The 16,300-nt window shown below is 66.2% G+C and carries 17 protein-coding genes and 1 other RNA gene; 10 read left to right on the plus strand and 8 right to left on the minus strand.

Features of this window, described 5'->3' with window-relative positions; translation table 11 throughout:
* Window positions 1–25: 25 nt before the first annotated feature.
* From LL964_RS02100 to rlmM, 3 genes are all read left to right on the plus strand, one after another.
* Window positions 26–364 carry a hypothetical protein gene (locus tag LL964_RS02100; RefSeq protein WP_104584768.1) on the plus strand — a complete coding sequence of 113 codons (339 nt, stop codon included), beginning with the start codon at window positions 26–28 and terminating at the stop codon, window positions 362–364.
* A gap of 173 nt (window positions 365–537) precedes the next feature.
* Window positions 538–1,098: a nucleoside deaminase gene (locus tag LL964_RS02105; RefSeq protein ID WP_104584769.1), complete on the plus strand. Its 561-nt coding sequence runs from the start codon at window positions 538–540 to the stop codon at window positions 1,096–1,098.
* A gap of 21 nt (window positions 1,099–1,119) precedes the next feature.
* Window positions 1,120–2,163, plus strand: coding sequence for a 23S rRNA (cytidine(2498)-2'-O)-methyltransferase RlmM (gene rlmM, locus LL964_RS02110; protein ID WP_104584770.1), 1,044 nt, complete (start codon window positions 1,120–1,122; stop codon window positions 2,161–2,163).
* Between the two features lie 117 nt (window positions 2,164–2,280).
* Here rlmM and LL964_RS02115 read toward each other — a convergent pair whose 3' ends face one another.
* Window positions 2,281–3,390: a Gfo/Idh/MocA family protein gene (locus LL964_RS02115; protein WP_104584772.1), complete on the minus strand. Its 1,110-nt coding sequence runs from the start codon at window positions 3,388–3,390 to the stop codon at window positions 2,281–2,283.
* A gap of 233 nt (window positions 3,391–3,623) precedes the next feature.
* On the opposite strand from LL964_RS02115, the gene LL964_RS02120 reads away from it, so the two are divergent.
* The 7 genes from LL964_RS02120 (at window position 3,624) to LL964_RS02150 (ending at window position 10,497) form a co-directional block, all read left to right on the plus strand.
* Window positions 3,624–4,526: an SMP-30/gluconolactonase/LRE family protein gene (locus tag LL964_RS02120; RefSeq protein ID WP_104584773.1), complete on the plus strand. Its 903-nt coding sequence runs from the start codon at window positions 3,624–3,626 to the stop codon at window positions 4,524–4,526.
* An 81-nt stretch (window positions 4,527–4,607) separates the two neighbouring features.
* Window positions 4,608–5,330, plus strand: coding sequence for a hypothetical protein (locus tag LL964_RS02125; protein WP_104584774.1), 723 nt, complete (start codon window positions 4,608–4,610; stop codon window positions 5,328–5,330).
* 78 nt (window positions 5,331–5,408) lie between these two features.
* The gene (locus LL964_RS02130) at window positions 5,409–5,816 is read left to right on the plus strand and encodes an EF-hand domain-containing protein (RefSeq protein WP_146092297.1); all 408 of its coding nucleotides are present in this window, start codon (window positions 5,409–5,411) and stop codon (window positions 5,814–5,816) included.
* Window positions 5,817–5,935: 119 nt separating this feature from the next.
* A complete protein-coding gene (locus LL964_RS02135) occupies window positions 5,936–6,409 on the plus strand; it encodes a MarR family winged helix-turn-helix transcriptional regulator (protein WP_104584777.1) in 474 nt (157 codons plus the stop codon).
* Between the two features lie 32 nt (window positions 6,410–6,441).
* Complete coding sequence (locus tag LL964_RS02140) at window positions 6,442–7,269, plus strand: p-hydroxycinnamoyl CoA hydratase/lyase (protein ID WP_104584779.1); 828 nt, start codon at window positions 6,442–6,444, stop codon at window positions 7,267–7,269.
* Between the two features lie 80 nt (window positions 7,270–7,349).
* Entirely contained in the window at window positions 7,350–8,819 is a 1,470-nt protein-coding gene (locus LL964_RS02145) for an aldehyde dehydrogenase (RefSeq protein ID WP_104584780.1), read from the plus strand.
* 205 nt (window positions 8,820–9,024) lie between these two features.
* On the plus strand, window positions 9,025–10,497 hold the full coding sequence (locus LL964_RS02150) for an AMP-binding protein (RefSeq protein WP_104584782.1): 1,473 nt from the start codon (window positions 9,025–9,027) through the stop codon (window positions 10,495–10,497).
* A gap of 118 nt (window positions 10,498–10,615) precedes the next feature.
* On the opposite strand, the gene LL964_RS02155 is transcribed toward LL964_RS02150, so the two are convergent.
* The 7 genes from LL964_RS02155 to LL964_RS02185 all read right to left on the minus strand — a co-directional run bounded on the left by LL964_RS02155 (window position 10,616) and on the right by LL964_RS02185 (window position 16,229).
* A complete protein-coding gene (locus LL964_RS02155) occupies window positions 10,616–11,617 on the minus strand; it encodes a LysR substrate-binding domain-containing protein (RefSeq protein WP_104584783.1) in 1,002 nt (333 codons plus the stop codon).
* Window positions 11,618–11,682: 65 nt separating this feature from the next.
* Window positions 11,683–12,042: a protocatechuate 3,4-dioxygenase gene (locus LL964_RS02160; RefSeq protein WP_104584785.1), complete on the minus strand. Its 360-nt coding sequence runs from the start codon at window positions 12,040–12,042 to the stop codon at window positions 11,683–11,685.
* Between the two features lie 10 nt (window positions 12,043–12,052).
* A complete protein-coding gene (locus LL964_RS02165) occupies window positions 12,053–12,949 on the minus strand; it encodes a gallate dioxygenase (RefSeq protein ID WP_104584786.1) in 897 nt (298 codons plus the stop codon).
* 729 nt (window positions 12,950–13,678) lie between these two features.
* On the minus strand, window positions 13,679–14,722 hold the full coding sequence (locus tag LL964_RS02170) for a SphA family protein (protein ID WP_425478133.1): 1,044 nt from the start codon (window positions 14,720–14,722) through the stop codon (window positions 13,679–13,681).
* A gap of 122 nt (window positions 14,723–14,844) precedes the next feature.
* Window positions 14,845–15,276, minus strand: coding sequence for a nuclear transport factor 2 family protein (locus LL964_RS02175; RefSeq protein WP_104584790.1), 432 nt, complete (start codon window positions 15,274–15,276; stop codon window positions 14,845–14,847).
* A 74-nt stretch (window positions 15,277–15,350) separates the two neighbouring features.
* Window positions 15,351–16,070 (minus strand): alpha/beta fold hydrolase, encoded by a 720-nt coding sequence (locus tag LL964_RS02180; protein WP_104584791.1) that lies wholly within the window; start codon window positions 16,068–16,070, stop codon window positions 15,351–15,353.
* An 82-nt stretch (window positions 16,071–16,152) separates the two neighbouring features.
* Window positions 16,153–16,229: non-coding RNA, sX9 sRNA (locus LL964_RS02185), on the minus strand.
* Between the last annotated feature and the right edge of the window lie 71 nt (window positions 16,230–16,300).

The raw sequence follows: 16,300 nt of genomic DNA on the forward strand, positions 1-16,300 counted from the left end.
TCACTCTCGCGATCGGAGCAGCCGCATGTCCCGTACCTTGTCCTGGTCTCTGAGCAGTCTGCTTCTGGCGTGTTCATTGGCGCTGATCGGCTGTGTCGCGGCTGCTCCGACAGCGGCGACACCTTCGCCGGCGACACCGGCCAAACCGGTGACCGTGGTCACCACCTGCAAAGTCGATGCGGATTGCACCGTCAAGAACGTGGGCAACTGCTGCGGCGCGTTTCCCGCCTGCGTCAACGTCAACAGCCCCACCGATCCGGGCGGCGTGATGGCGCAATGCCAATCCAGCGGAATGATGAGCGTGTGCGGGTTCCAGGAGATCAGCGGCTGCCAGTGCGTTTCCGGCCAATGCACGGCCAAATAGCGCCCAGGTGCAGGCCGCGGCGCCCCGCATAGCCCCAGACGACGCGCCTGGTCGGCACGCCCCCGTGCCGCTGTGCGGACGCCGTGTTCTTCTCCGGCGGTGGCGCCGTTTTGCGCACCGCTCCCGGGCCGATACACTGCGCCGCTCGCCTGCTCTCTCTCGGTCGTCCAGCGATGCTCTACGCGCAAGTCCACCTCACCCTGCCCGCCTGGATCCACGACTTCGTGGATGCCAGCCGCGCCTACCCCAGCGACGACGACAAGGTGACGCTGGCGATCGCGCTGTCGCGGATGAATGTGGAAGCGCGCAGCGGCGGCCCATTCGGCGCGGTGGTATTCGGCCCTGACCACCACATCATTGCGGCGGCCGTGAATCGCGTGGTGCCGCAGACCACCTCGCTGGCGCATGCGGAAAACATGGCCTACATGCTGGCGCAGCAGCGCCTGCAGACCCCGCGCCTGAACGATGTGCTGGCACCGATCACCCTGGCAACCTCCGCGCAGCCCTGCTGCCAATGCTACGGCGCCACGGTGTGGGCCGGCATCGACCGGCTGCTGATCGGCGCGCGCGCCGAAGACGTGATGGCGTTGACCCAATTCGACGAAGGCCCGCTGCCGACGGACTGGGTAGGAGAACTGACCCGTCGTGGCATCGAGGTGGTACGCGACGTGCAGCGCGAACAGGCCTGTGCGGTGTTGCGCAGCTATGGCGAGGGCGGCGGTGATCATTATTGACCGCTTGCTGCGAGCCTCGCGATGAAGGGTCTGCTCTGCTATTGCCGCCAGGGCTTCGAGCCCGAGCTGGCGGCCGAACTCAGCGCGCGCGCGGCCTTCGTCGGCATTGCCGGCTATGCGCGCACCCAGCGTAACGACGGCTATGTGTTGTTCGTCTGCGACGACGCCGCGCAACTGGCCGCCAGACTGCAATGGCGCGAGTTGATCTTTGCGCGACAGAAGCTGGTCGTCGTGGCCGAACTCAGGGGTATCGATCCCAAGGACCGCATCACGCCGATCCTGGCCACGCTGGGCGAGCAACCGCGCTTTGGCGACCTGTGGGTGGAGCATCCGGACTCGGACGCAGGCAAACCACTGGCAGGGCTGGCACGCAGCTTCGGTAACGCGCTGCGCCCGGCGTTGCGCAAGGCCGGACTGCTTACCGCCACACCGCAATCGCGCCTGCCGCGCCTGCATGTGTGCTTTCTCGATGGCGACCACGCGTTGCTGGCAGTGGCCGACGCCAGCGACAGCGCGCCATGGCCACTGGGGATTCCGCGGCTGAAACTGCTGCCCGAGGCGCCTTCGCGTTCTGCACTCAAGCTCGACGAAGCGCTGCTGACCCTGCTCACGCCCGAAGAACGCGAACGCCTGGTCAAGCCCGGCATGCGTGCCGCGGACCTGGGCGCGGCACCCGGCGGCTGGACCTGGGTACTGACCCGCCAGCATGTGCATGTCACCAGCGTCGACAACGGACCGTTGCGCGAGCACGTCCTGGCCACCGGGCTGGTCGAACACCTGCGTGCCGACGGCTTCCACTGGAAGCCGGCCCAGCCGCTGGACTGGATGGTCTGCGACATGGTCGAACAACCGCGCCGCGTGGCCGAACGCATGGCCACCTGGATCCGCGAAGGGTGGTGCCGCCACGCCATCTTCAATCTGAAGCTGCCGATGAAGAAGCGGTGGGACGAAACCCGCCTGTGCCTGGACCTGTTCGAAGAACAGGCCGAAAAATCGCTCACCGTCCGTGCCAAGCAGCTGTATCACGATCGGGAAGAGATCACGGTGCTGGCGATGCGGGAATGAGGCGGGCGATCGGGAGTCGGGAATCGTAAAAGCGGTTGCTCGGCTCCTTGGTTTTATGCGCTGCTGCCGCTGTGTGATGCCATGCCCGGCGGCGCTCGGCCGCCGGAACCGGCTCGCTTACAGCACGATGCGTTTGCTGCCTTCCCGCGCAGAGCGATAGATCGCATCGACGATGCGGATGTCGCGCAGGCCTTCTTCGCCAGGGACCCGCAGCGGCGTGCCGTTCATGATAGCAAGTGCGTCCTCGTCCATCTGCAGCGCCTGCTGGTGGGGCACCTTGGCATCGAACACGCGGCCATCGCTGGCCTTGCCCTTCACGCCCTGGTAGCTCTGGAACGGCGACAGCTCGTACCAGCCCCGCTCGCATTCGGCACGCAGCACATTCATGTTGGCGCCGAAGCTGGTCTTGCATTGCGCACGCACGGCGTTCGGGAACTCCAGCGTGAAGTCCATATGCTCGTCGACTTCGTCGAACAGCTCGGGACGATCGGTCCACCGCTTGGCGGTCACTGCCAATGGCTCGGCACCGACGGTGTAACGTGCCGCGTTGAGCGAATACACGCCCATGTCGTACATCGCACCGCCACCGAACTGCGAACGCAGGCGCCACGGACGGTCCGCCTTGGTGGTATCGCGGTAACCGTTGTAGCCGGCCTCCGCACGCACGCGCTGCATCGCACCGAACGGCTGTTCGCTGGCCATCGCGATCAACCGCCGCGTATTGGGTTCGTGCTGCATGCGGTAACCGATCGCCAGCGCTACCTTGTTGCGCTTGCAGGCCGCGATCATCGCCTCGCACTCGCCCGCGTGCATGGCCATCGGCTTTTCGCACCACACGTGTTTGCCGGCCGCGGCCGCGCGCAGCGTCAACGGCGCATGCAGATGGGTGGGGGTGACGACGTACACCACATCGATGTCGTCGTTATCGGCGATACGGTCGAAGTTTTCGTAAGAGTAGACATTGCGATCGGCGATGCCGTACTTGGACTGCCACTGCGCGATCTTCGACGGTGTGCCAGTGACGATACCGGCCAGTTTGCAATGCTTGGTCAGCGCCAGGCCAGGCGCCAGCTGTTCGCTGGCGTAGCTGCCAAGACCTGCAAGGGCGACGTTGAGCGGCTTGCCGGGCTTCTTCTTGGGCAACGCCCATGCAGGCGCGCCGAGCAGGATGCCCGCGCCGCCGAAAGCGGCAAGCAAGCGGCGGCGCGTAAAGGATTCCACGGACATGCAAACCTCCTTCGAGAGATGAGAACAGCGAACACCCGGCAGCGTCCGATCGCATCGCGTCGATGGCTGCACGGCATCGGTATCGACGCTCGCCGCCCAACGCCTGCATGGACGTGACGACTGGTGCCGAAACAAGACTGCCCGCGCACCTTACTTGATCGTGTGTGATCGTCGCCATGCGTGCTGCGCACGTTCTGGCACACTGCCAGCGCTTCCTGCAAGGAAATCCCACGATGCCGTGTATTGCCCGCACGCTACTGCCCCTGAGCCTGCTGTTGTCCAGTTCGCTTTGCAGTGCCACCGATACGCCGTTCGTGGCACGCGATCTGATCGGCGACGGCGTGTTCACCGGCAATGCCGAAGGCCCGGCGACCGGACCGGATGGCGCACTGTATGCGGTGAACATCGGCAAGGACGGCACCATCGCGCGCATCGTTGCGCAACCGGACGGAACCGCGGAAGCAGATGTGTTCGTGACGCTGCCAGCGGGGAGTACCGGCAACGGCATCCGCTTCCGCGATGGCGCGATGTACGTCGCCGACTACACTGGCCACAAGATCCTGCGCGTGGACATGCAGACGCGCGCCGTCAGCACGTTTGCGTCGCTGCCGGACGCGGACGGCCCCAACGATCTGGCGCTCGCACCCGACGGCACTTTTTACGCCAGCGATCCCGATTGGAAGACCAACGGTGGGCGCCTGTGGCACATCGGCCGCAGCGGCGCAGTGCGCCTGCTGGAAACCGGCATGACCACGCCCAACGGGCTGGACGTCAGCCCGGATGGCAAGCGCCTGTACGTCAACGAGAGCATGTCGCGCAAGGTGTGGGTGTACGACCGCAGCGACGATGGCGGCGTGCACAACAAACGCCTGCTGATCGCGTTTCCCGATTTCGGCATGGATGGCATGCGCTGCGACGCCGACGGCAATCTGTACATCGCCCGCTACGATGCCGGACAGATCGCGGTGGTGTCGCCGACCGGCAAACTGCTGCGCACCGTCGCGCTCAAGGGACGCAAGGCCAGCAACGTGGCATTCGGTGGCGCCGATGGCAGGCAGGTGTTCGTGACCTTGCAGGATCGCGGCGCAGTTGAAACGTTCAGCTCAGACCGCCCCGGCCGAGAAACCGGACGCTGAAACTGCTGTGCGCGTCGCATCGTTTCTCAGGCCGCGCAACGGGGTGCTGGCATCCTGCAGGTCACCCGCGGAGGACTCCCCATGCAACCGATCGAACTCAAGGACGCGGCCGCCTTCGGCAGCGAATTCCTGCGCCTGACCTTGCTGCAAGGCTTCCAGTCGCTGACCAAACGCGACCTGGAGCTGCTGATCTTCGTGCTGCTCGAACGCGACGGCGCCATTTCGCGCAACAGTTCCAATGCGGCGGTGGCGCTGCAGCTGCGTGTGACCTCTGCCAAGGTCAAGGCGTTGCGCCGCGACGGCTATGCGCGCTGGCGCGCGTTGGTCCCCGAGGAAGGCGACGCGGCGATGCAGCGCATCGTGGCCAACGTGCTGACCGAAGACAATCTACGCTCCGGGGCGAAGCACGTCAGCGAACGCAGCCGCAAGGAAGGATTTCTGGCCGTGCGCATCGAACACCCCGATGACGCGCAGCAGTTCGAGCAGGCCATTCTCGATGTAGGCGCGTTGCCGGTGTACGAACGCAACCGCGAAGTGGTCGCGGTGCGCTTCGACACCCTGCTCAGGATCGCGGAACGGTGGGGGTATCTGCAGCCCGATCCGCACGCCATCGTGCACGAATTGCGCAAGCTCACACCGACTGCCGAAGAAGTGTCCGACCTGCTGAAGAAGGACATCGCGCAACTGCGGTGGGAGGACGTGCGGCGCGCGCTCAACAGTCTGGGCGCCAAGGCCGTGGCCAGCACGGCCGAGGGCGGCCTCAAAGGCTTGCTGAAGATCGTGTTTCCGTTCATCCCGGGGTAGCGCGCGCGGCAGCGCGACGCTGCCGCGCCTGGGCGCCGCACGTTTATGCTTGCCGGCTGTTCACCACCAGGGGATCTGATGACCACCATCCGCGTTGCCACCCTTGCCGCCATACTGCTCGTTGCGTGCGGGCCCACCGCCGCACAGCAGTCACCGGCACCTACGCCCGCCAGCAGCGTCCCGCTGGTCGACGTCCCCGTCGCCATCCGGACCCAGCCGCTGTCCAGCGGCGAAATCACCCACCAGACCCAGCTGGAACGCCCGCGCGGCGAATCCAGCGTGATCGTGCGATCGATCCAGCCCGACAGCGTGGTCGGCAGTCGCTACCGGATCGACTTCCAGGCCATGGACGTCGACGCGGACGGCCGAATCAGCCGTGCCGAAGCCCAGGCCAACCCTGCCCTGGCCGACGAGTTCGACGCGATCGACCTGCAGCGCACCGGGTTGCTGACCCGCGAACAGCTGGCCGGGTGGCTGATCCGCTAAGCGGCCGCCGAACACACCGCGAGCGCAACGCCGGCGCGCCGGCTTTCGATGGCACCGCCTCTTGCGGTGCGTCCGGCGGTCGGCTAGATTGTATTTAACGGATACAATCTGGACCGCCAATGACCGCTCGCTCGCCACTTGCCGCAGATCTGGGCTATCAACTGCAACTGGCCGCCCTGGCATCCAGTCATGCCGCCCGCCAGGAACTGGCCGAACTGCGGCTCACCCCCGCACGCGTCACCGCCTTGATCCACATCCGCGACCAGCCCGGCTGCGACCAGACCGAACTCGGCAACCGCCTGCTGGTCAACCGCGCCGCCGGCATGAAAATCGCCAACGCGCTGGCCGACCAGGGCCTGATCGAACGCCTGGCCGGCCGCGACCGGCGCAGCAAGGGGCTGTACCTCACCGCCACCGGCCAACGCACGCTGGTGGTGGCGCAAGGCTGCCTGGCGCGCGCGGTCGAGCGCACCTGCACAGGCCTGCAGCCCCACGAGCAGCAGGCACTGCTGCGTCTGCTCTGCAAATTGAACGCCAGCGCCACGCTGGAACGCACCGCCGCGCCAGACCCTGTGCTGGCCGACGACATCTGATTTCACTCACCCCGATTCGAAGGAGACACCGCTTGAACGAGCATGACGTGGTATCTGTACGTATCGAGAACCGCATTGCCTGGGTCAAGTTCGCGCGCCCGGACAAGCGCAATGCGATGAGCCCTGCGCTCAACCGCCGCATGATGGACGTGCTGGACGAGCTGGAATTCGACGATGCCGTCGGCGTGCTGGTCCTGGGCGGCGAAGGGACGGCGTGGTCGGCCGGCATGGATCTGAAGGAATACTTCCGCGAGACCGAAGCGCAGGGGTTGCGTGGGGTACGCCGATCGCAACGCGAATCCTATGGCTGGTTCCGCCGCCTGCGCTGGTACCAGAAGCCGACCATCGCGATGGTCAACGGCTGGTGCTTCGGCGGCGGCTTCGGCCCGTTGTTCGCTTGCGACCTGGCGATCGCCGCCGATGAAGCGCAGTTCGGCCTGTCGGAGATCAACTGGGGCATCCTGCCCGGCGGCGGCGTGACCAAGGTGGCCGTGGAACTGCTGTCCATGCGCGATGCCATGTGGATGACGCTGACCGGCGAGATGGTGGACGGCAAGAAGGCGGCCGAGTGGCGCCTGGTCAACGAAAGCGTCCCGCTGGAGCGCCTGGAAGCACGCACCCGCGAAGTGGCCGAGCTGCTGCTGCGCAAGAACCCGGTTGCGCTCAAGTACGCCAAGGATGCGGTGCGTCGCGTCGGCACCATGACCTATGACGAAGCCGAAGACTACCTGGTCCGCATGCAGGAAGCGGCCAATTCCTTCGACAACAACGCCCGCAAGGAAGGCATCCGGCAGTTCATCGACGAGAAGAGCTACAAGCCCGGCCTGGGCGAGTACGACCTGACCAAGCACCGCGCCTGAGCGAGTCTGTGGTGCCCGAGTGCTGCGTGCACCCACGCAGCACCGGCGCCGCCAGTGGTTTTCTGCACCGAGGAGGGAGTATGGAAGCCTTATCCGCAACGCTGCGCGGCATCGCTGCGCGTGGCCCCCTGCAGCTGTACATCGACGGGCAGTGGCGTGCCAGCAGCGGCGATCGGCAGATGGATGTGATCGCACCGCATACCGAAGAACGCCTGCTGCGCTACGTCGAACCATCGCACGCCGATGCCGAGGCCGCGGTGGCGGCCGCCCGCGCCGCCTTCGACAGCGGCCCATGGCCGCAGCTGTCGCCGCCCGAGCGTAGCGCCGTGCTCAAGCGCGTGGCGCAACAGCTGCAGGCGCGCATGCCCGAACTGGCCGAAGCGTGGACCGGCCAAGTCGGCGCCACCATCGGCTTCAGCCAACGCGCCTCGCTGCAGGCGCCCGGCCTGTTCGACTATTACGCCGACCTGATCGCCGGCTATGCGTTCGTGGAGCCGCGCGCGCGCTCCAACGGGGGCCACGTGCATGTGGTCCAGGAACCGGTGGGCGTGGTTGCGGCGATCACGCCATGGAACGCGCCGCTGGTGCTGCTCTGCTACAAGGTTGCCGCGGCGCTGGCCGCCGGCTGCACGGTGGTGGCCAAGCCATCGCCGGAGACGCCGATCGATGCCTACATCCTGGCCGAATGCATCAGCGCCGCTGGGGTACCCGACGGCGTCTTCAACCTGCTGCCGGCAGGCCGCGAGATCGGCGAACAGTTGATCCGTCACCCACAGGTGGACAAGGTCAGCTTCACCGGCTCGACCCAGGCCGGACGGCAGATCGGGATCGCCTGCGCCGAGCGCATGGCGCGGGTAGGGCTGGAACTAGGCGGAAAGTCCGCGGCGATCGTGCTCGATGACGCGGACATTGCCAAGGTTTTGCCCAGCCTGGTGCCCTACTCCATGCCGATTGCAGGCCAGGTCTGCTTCTCGCTCACCCGTGTACTGGTACCGGCAAGGCGACGCGACGACGTTTTGCAGGCTTATTGCGCCGCACTGGGCGCGGTCAAACTCGGCGACCCCTTCGCTGCCGACACCGGCATGGGTCCCTTGGCGCTGGAGCGACAGCTCGAGCGCGTGCAGTCCTATATCGCCCGCGGCAGCGCCGAGGGCGCGCGGCTGGTCATGGGGGGCGGCCGACCGGCCGCACTGCCGCGTGGTTTCTTCGTCGAACCCACCGTGTTCGCCGAGGTCACTGCGGACATGACCATCGCACGCGAAGAAATCTTCGGCCCGGTGGTGAGTTTCATCGACTACCACGACGAGGCCGATCTGATCGCCAAAGCCAACGCCACCGACTACGGCCTGCATGGCACCGTCTACGGCGAAGATGCCGAGCGTGCGTATCGCGTCGCGCGCAGGGTGCGCAGCGGCAGCCACGCGATCAATGGCATGTGCGTCGATTACCAGATGCCCTTCGGCGGATTCAAACAGTCCGGTATCGGTCGCGAAGGCGGCATCGAAGGGCTGCAGGCTTTTCTGGAGACCCGAACCCTCTATCTCAGTTGACGCGCAGCGCCCGTAAGAGCGTGCTGCCGCATTCCAGGGCCGCACGCGACGTGCGGCCAACGCAGACGCCTGTTTCGCATCCTGGCCGCTTGCAGCCCAGTCAGCGCGGATGCGCGTCCCTGCACTGCGTGCGCGTGCCGCCTCTCGCCATTGCGCCCATTGCAGCCTCCCCTCCCTCTCAGTCCCGCATTCGGAAGACAGCGCCATGTACCCGCCGATCGACTCGATTGCCCTGCACGCCCGCCTCGCCCCGCACCGGCTCGCCGCCCGCGACCTGGTATTGAATCAGCAATGGACCTACGCCGAGCTCGACGAGCTGGTCGGCCGGCTCGCCGCCCTGCTGCAGGTGCGCGGCTGTGTCGACGGCGAGCGCCTGGCGGTGCTGGCGCGCAACTCGGTCTGGCAGGTGGCGCTGCATTTCGCCTGCGGCCGGGTCGGCGCCATCTATGTGCCGCTCAACTGGCGGCTCAGCGCCACCGAACTGGACACCCTGCTGCAACGTGCCGAGCCGCGCCTGGTCCTTGGCGACGAGGTCGCGGCCGGGCGTGCGCACGTCGATGCGCTGGCGCACTTCGTCCAGGACGCCAGCGCGCTTGCCGCAGCCGACCTTCCCGCCATTCCACCCGAACGCATCAGCCTGATCCTGTTCACCTCCGGCACCTCCGGTCAGCCCAAGGGGGTGATGCTGAACGAAGGCAACCTGCAGCAGACAGCGCAGAACTTCGGCGTCCTCACCCAGGTGGACGCGCGCAGCAGCTTCCTGTGCGAAGCACCGATGTTTCACATCATCGGCCTGGTCACCAATGTGCGTCCGGTACTGGCCGTGGGCGGCTCGATCCAGGTGTCCAACGGGTTCGAACCGGCACGCACGCTGAACTGGCTATGCGATCGGGCGCAGGCGATCACCCATTACGTGGGCGTCCCGCAGATGATGCAGGCCTTCCGCCAGCAGCCCGGCTTCGATCCTGCGGGCTTGCGTCACCTCACCGCCCTGGTCAGCGGGGGTGCGCCGCATGCCGGCGAGGACCTGCTCGGCTGGCTGCAGGACGGCATTCCCATGGTCTGTGGCTACGGCATGAGCGAAGCGGGTACGGTGTTCGGCATGTCGGTGGACTGCGCCGTGATTCGCGCCAAGCTGGGCGCGGCAGGCGTCTCCACGCCAGCGGTGCAGACCCGCGTGGTGGACGCCCAGGGTCGGGACTGTCCGCCGGAGGTGCCTGGCGAATTGCTGCTGCGTGGCCCCAATCTCAGCCCAGGGTATTGGCGCGACCCGCAGGCCAGTGCCGAGGCCCTGGACCCACAAGGATGGTTCCGTACCGGCGACATCGTCAGGCGCGACGCCGACGGCTTCTTCTGGGTGGTCGACCGCAAGAAGGACATGTTCATTTCCGGCGGCGAGAACGTCTACCCCGCCGAGATCGAAGCGGTGCTGGCCGATCATCCGCAGATTCGGGAATGCGCGGTGGTCGGCATCGCCGACCCGCAATGGGGTGAGGTGGGATACCTGGCCATCGTGCCGGCCGAGCCGGCGCTGGATCTGGACCAGCTCCGCGATTACCTGATCGCGCGGCTCGCCAAGTACAAGGTGCCCAAGCATCTGCGCGTGGTCGAGGCATTGCCGCGCACCGCCACCGGCAAGTTGCAGAAAGCACGGCTGAAGCAGGCGTTGACCGAGTAGATCGCATCCTTGCGTGTCCGGCCACACTGCCAAACGCACGTGCAGCCGTGCGTGGGCCCATCGCATGCCCGGGCAACGGCACAGCGGCCGCGCACGCCGCCTGGGCAGTAAGGGTCGCCTACGCCGACGCGTCCAGCAGCAGGTCGTCTTCGCCCACCTGCCGATCCACCCATACCGCGCCCTGCTCGGCCATCAGTGCCAGCTGGTGTTCGAGTTCGCGCATCAATAGCCGCACGCCGGGCTTGTGGATGGCGCTGCCATCGCGGTAGATGACGCCACCGGCACGCGCCTGCGCCGGCTGCTGCAGCTGGAAGGCGCGCAGCTCGCCACGAGCGATGTCGCCAGACACCATCATGCTCGGCATCACCGCGATGCTGTCGGTACCGAGCAGGATCTCGCGGGTAAAACTGGCCGAACTGGAACGCAGATGATCGCGCGTGGCCAGCCCGTGTTCGCGCATCACCTGCGCCACATCGCGCTCCACGTGCTGGCTCAAGGTCGGCAACACCTGTCGGTAGGCCGCAGCGTCGGCGATGCTCACCGGGCCGTTCGAGAACAGCGGATGGTCGCTGCGTGCCACCAAGGCAATTGGATCCTGGTACAGCACCTTGCGAATCAGCGCATCGTAACGGGCCAATGGATACAACCTGCCAACCACCAGATCGATCTCGTTGCCGGCCAGCTTGGGCAGCAGTTCGTCGGTGCGACCGTGCAACAGGCGCACGCGCAGCGTCGGCTCGGCACGGTACAAGGCGGCCAATACCGCCGGCAGCAAGCCGCTGGCCGCGACCGGCAATGCGCCGACAGTGATGGTCAGCGCATCGTCCTGCTGCAGGCCTTCGAAGGTGTCCTGCGCACGCCGTAGCTGTCCCAACACCACGTGCGCGGTCTGCACCAGGACTTCGCCCATGGCATTGGGACGCACGCCGCGCGAATGGCGCTCGAACAACGGTGCGCCGACGATTTCTTCGATTTCCTGCAGCGCGCGCGTGAGCGCGGGCTGGGTCACGTTCAGCACGCGCGAGGCGCGCAGCAGGCTTTTCTGTCGGTCCAGCGCCTCGATGACTCGTAGATGCCGGACCTTGATGCGGTGTTCGAAGAACACGGAGGACATGGTCATGGAAGGTGGGCCTTGCGTTGGAAAGTCGGGGATGCAGTGATGCGGCCAAGGCCGCGGGGTGAGGCTCAGCGCGCCTCGGGAACCCGCCGCGTCTGCATGAAATCTTCGAAGGATTCACCGCGCATGATCGCGTAGACCTGCAGATTGGTCATCCTCACGACGCGGGCGAATTTTTCGATGACGAAGAAATTGGCGCCGTATTGCACCAGACCGAGCCAGTCGCGTGCACGGATCAGCGCCTTTTCGTGCTCGCTCAGCTCCGCTTCCTGCATCAGCACCTCCGCGTCCTGCAGGAAGCGATCGCGCCACGGCGCGCGGATCATATGCCAGAAGAAGCGGTTGAGGCGCAGTGCTCGGTTGCTGGTGCGCAGATCGAACAGGTAGGTTCCTGCGATCTTGTCCATGCCCTGTACTTGCGGATTCATCGGCAGGCCCTCATGCCGCGTGTGCGCTGCGCGCGAGCAATTCCGCCGAGCGCGGCGCGTCGGCGGCTTCCTCGCCGGGTTCGTACAGCACCACCGTCATCGCGGTGGTGGTCATCAGATAGTAGTTCTGATGCAGCTTGCGAATGGGGCCATCCAATGCGCCGCGCATGGCCAGCCACATGATCTGCTCCACGCTCTCGGCGCCGCCCAGTCGCACGTAATCGGTATGGGTGAGATCGGTCAGCGACTGCGGCGCGTGCTGGAAGCGATCGAGGAATTCCATGTCCCAGTCGGTATTGTTGAAGCCGGTGCGCTCGCCGTGGATCTGGTGCGATAGGCCGCCGGTGCCGACCACCACCACCTTGAGATCCTCCGGATACGACTCGATCGCGCGGCGCACCGCCTGGCCCAGGCGATAACACCGCCGTGCAGTGGGCAATGGATATTGCAGCACGTTGATCGCGATCGGCACCACCGTTCCCGGCCAGTCCGGGACATGCGGCCACAGCAGCGGCAAGGGCGCTGCGCAGCCGTGATCGATCGGCTTGTCCTGAAAAACGGTCAGGTCGAATTCGTCGTTGACCAGGCATTCGGCGATATGCGCCTGCAATTGCACATCACCGCGGATCGGCGGCAGGTTGCGCAACCCCGCCCCTTCGTCGGCGACCGGAAAGCGCTCGCCCACGCCGAGCGCGAAGGTCGGATAGAGATCGAAGAAGAAGGTCGTGCAGTGATCGTTGTAGAAGAACACCAGCACGTCGGCCTGCTGCTGGGCCAACCAGGCCGCGACCGGCGTATAGCCGTCGAACAAGGGCTTCCACACAGGGTCCTGTTGTTTGCCCTTGTCGTAAGCCACCCCGATGGTGGGAACGTGCGAGGTTCCGATGCCGCCGATGATGCTTGCCATGCTGCACTCCTGAGACGCGGCCTGACGCAATCGGAGCAGGCGCGTTGATGGGGTCGGGACCAGCGACACATGCGATCCCGACAGGGACGGTCGACGACCCCGGATCAATCGAAAAGGTATCCTCAGGATCCAAATTGCCACCAAGCGCGCTCATCCGCAAGATCTTTATACAAGTCATTGCCAGTCTTCCTCTTCCCGGGACCGCGCGCGCTGCCGGGGTGCGAGAGATTGGAGCCAATGACGAACAGCCGCCAACTGCGTGCCGCAGAAAGGGGACACGAGCGATTCCGAGTGGCGTATTCGTCCCCGAGTCTCGCCCTGATCCGGGCGGCGCAGGCCGAGGGCCTGGCGATGACGCGCCCCATCCGGCAAGGCTTGCCGCTGCAGCGTAGTGCCGTCCGTCAGCCGGATCGATGAGGCTCTTGGCCGACGCCAGGTGTCTGGCCTGCGACGGCTTTTTCTACCGATACCCGCGACACGGCGCGACACGGCGCGATCACGGCGCGATCACGGCGCGATCACGGCGGCGATCAGGCATCGCGCCGGCGCTGGCGTGGAACTGTTGTTGCGAAAACACGTCGGTATGCAGCCGCAGGGCATGCATCGGTGAGACCACGATGTGCAGCCGGTCGCCATCAGGCCCATGTCGGCGGTATCAGGCACGGCGAGCCGCCACCCTTGCCTGCAGGGCACGTCCGTGGCAGCGAGGCTGCAACGGACGCGGGAGCACTACAGAGAATGCACGAACATCAGGTTGACGTTGTTGCCGGCCACGGAATTTTCCACATCCACCGGCAGATAGACGTTGAAATTGAGGATGTTGTTCTTGTCCAGACGCCACGACAGCCCTGGCCCGAGATAGAACTGCATGCGCTTGCTGTCGGGCACACGCTGACCGTTGGTGCGATTGTCCTGTAGCTGCTGCAGGTAGTAGCCGCTGACGCCCAGACGCAATTGCTCGCTCACCTTGATCGAACTGGCGAAGTTGGCCCAGAACACGTCGCCGGCCTGCCCGTTGCGGAACTGGAAGCCGGGAATCGGCGGAACGCCGCCCGCGCGGCTGGTGCGAAAGTTATAGAGGTAATGCAGGCGCATGCTGATTTCCCAGTCGTCGCTGGGCTGGACGGTAAACGCCCAGTGCGGCGCCACCGCCCAGTAACCGTTGCTCTGGTTGATCGCGATATCGCGGTCGAACTTGCCGACCGGGGCGAAGGCATCGATGGCAAAGCGCTGGAAGAACAGGATGCGCCCATCGCGCATGACCGGCGGCATCTGCAGGGCCGGGCCGAAGGAAACATCGCCCACGCCAAAGCCGTTGCTGCGCAACCGCACCGGGCTGTTGGCCGCAAACGAGGTGTCGTAGTTGACCAGCGGCAGGATGGCGTTGAAGCTCAGGGAGCCACCCATCCAGGTGTAGGGCGTCACGTAGATCAGCTGCGACAGCAGGGCCGAGGCACCGACGTGGGGATCGCGGAAGGCCGGCGAGTCGTTGCCGCGGGCATCCTTGATCGCATTGAAGTTGAAATGCCGCGCGTAGCCGATGAAGGTCCACCCGGGCGTGGTGGAACCGAAGCCGTCGAGAAAGCTGGTGCCGCCCACGTTGATGCCTTGCGGAGGCGCGACGGTTTCCGGCACGGCTTGCGCCAGCGCCGCGATCGGCGCCGCAGTTGCGAGGACAGCAGCGACGAGCAGGGGCAATCGCCGAGGTGACGACAGATACGGCGACACAGGGCGAGGACAGGAAAAGAAGCGTACGCATTCCACTGGGCGGATCTCCGATGCGGATGGATGGACGAAGGCGAACGCGACGCAGGGGGGGAGGAGACGGGTGCAGGATCTGCAGCGCAATCAGTGCGCCGGCACAGCCCTGCGGGTGGCGATTGCGCGCAGACCGCTCAGCGCGCGCCGAGGCGCAGCTGCAGCGCACCGAGGCGTTGCTTGAACAGCCATTGCTGCTGCTCCAGCACCAGGACATCATCGAAACTGCCGAGCAGGGCCGGCGACTGCGCGGTCCAGGGCGGCGGCTCGGTGGTGACATCGGCGGTGTAGAGCAGGACGATGCTGTGGGCGTGGACCAGGGTGGCCGACTGGATGCTGACCACGGTGTTGAGCATCAGATGACAGGTGGTGCGCGGTGGTCGATCGCGGAAGGCCTGCAGGATGGCCGCTCGCCCGTGCACCGGCGCATCCGGCGCGCTGGGGCGCGCAAACACGCCGTCGGCGGTGAACAGTGCGGCCAGACGGTCATGGTCGTGGCGATCGTTGTACAGCGCGAAGCGTCGGATCACCTGCTCGCAGGCCACAACGATCGCTGCATCGTCCTGCATTCCAGTTCCTCGGTAGCCATGCCAAAAGTGATCGGCGACGGCAGGCGCCCGGCCGTCGCCTGGGATGCGCGCACTCATGCCGCGCGCAACCAGTCGCGCAAGGCGGCGGTGACCGCCTCCGGCGCTTCCAGCGGCGCCATGTGTCCGCTGTCTTCGAACACCACCAGGCGCGCCTGCGGGATCTGCCGTGCCATGTCCTGGTGTTGCGCCAGCGGGCTCCAGGCGTCCTGTCGGCCTACGCCCAGGACGGTCGGGCAGCGGATCTGCGCCAGCACCGGCGTGGCGTCGGGACGTTCCAGCAAGGCCGCGATCTGGCCGGCGAAACTCGCTGCGCTCTGCCGCTGCACCATCGCCGTCAGCTGCGCCATCAGCGTGGTGTCGTGCGCACGCGCCGGGTGCAGCATCGGCGGAAGCCAGCGCTGTGCGAGCGCCGCCATGCCCTGGGTCTGCGCCAGCTGCAGCAGCGCCTGACGCTCTGCCTGCTCGCCATCGCGGCGCGGTGCGATGCCGGTGTCGAACAAGCCGAGCCGCAGCACCCGCTCCGGCGCCTGGCGCACGATCTCCAGCGCCACCCGCCCACCCATCGAATGGCCGGCAACGGCGAACTGCGCCGGCGCGCTGGCCAGCACGTGCGCCGCCATGCGCGGAATGCTGTCGAAACCGGCGAAATCCATCACCCGCACGTCGCCCAGATCGCCCAGGGCGGCACGTTGCGGTTCCCAGACCGCGGCATCGCAGAGCAGGCCGCAGAGCAGCAGCACGGTGGGCATGGAGGACGGGGCAAGCGGACTCATGGGTCGACTGTAGCCACGCCGGTCACATCCGTCGTATGGAAGATGCGGCTCCAGGTATTACCTTTAAGTCATACATAGGAGCGGACAACAGAACGTAGCGAGCAGTCGTCAGATGGGGGTGGACGGCGCGCGCGGAACCGAAAGGTACGCATGGCACATGCCGCACCGAGCAACCGCTGCGGCCACCTGGCGGTGAGCGCAGTCGTTCTGTTGGCTGCTCCAGAGCCGGT

This window comes from Xanthomonas melonis, assembly GCF_020783655.1.
GTDB lineage: Bacteria > Pseudomonadota > Gammaproteobacteria > Xanthomonadales > Xanthomonadaceae > Xanthomonas > Xanthomonas melonis.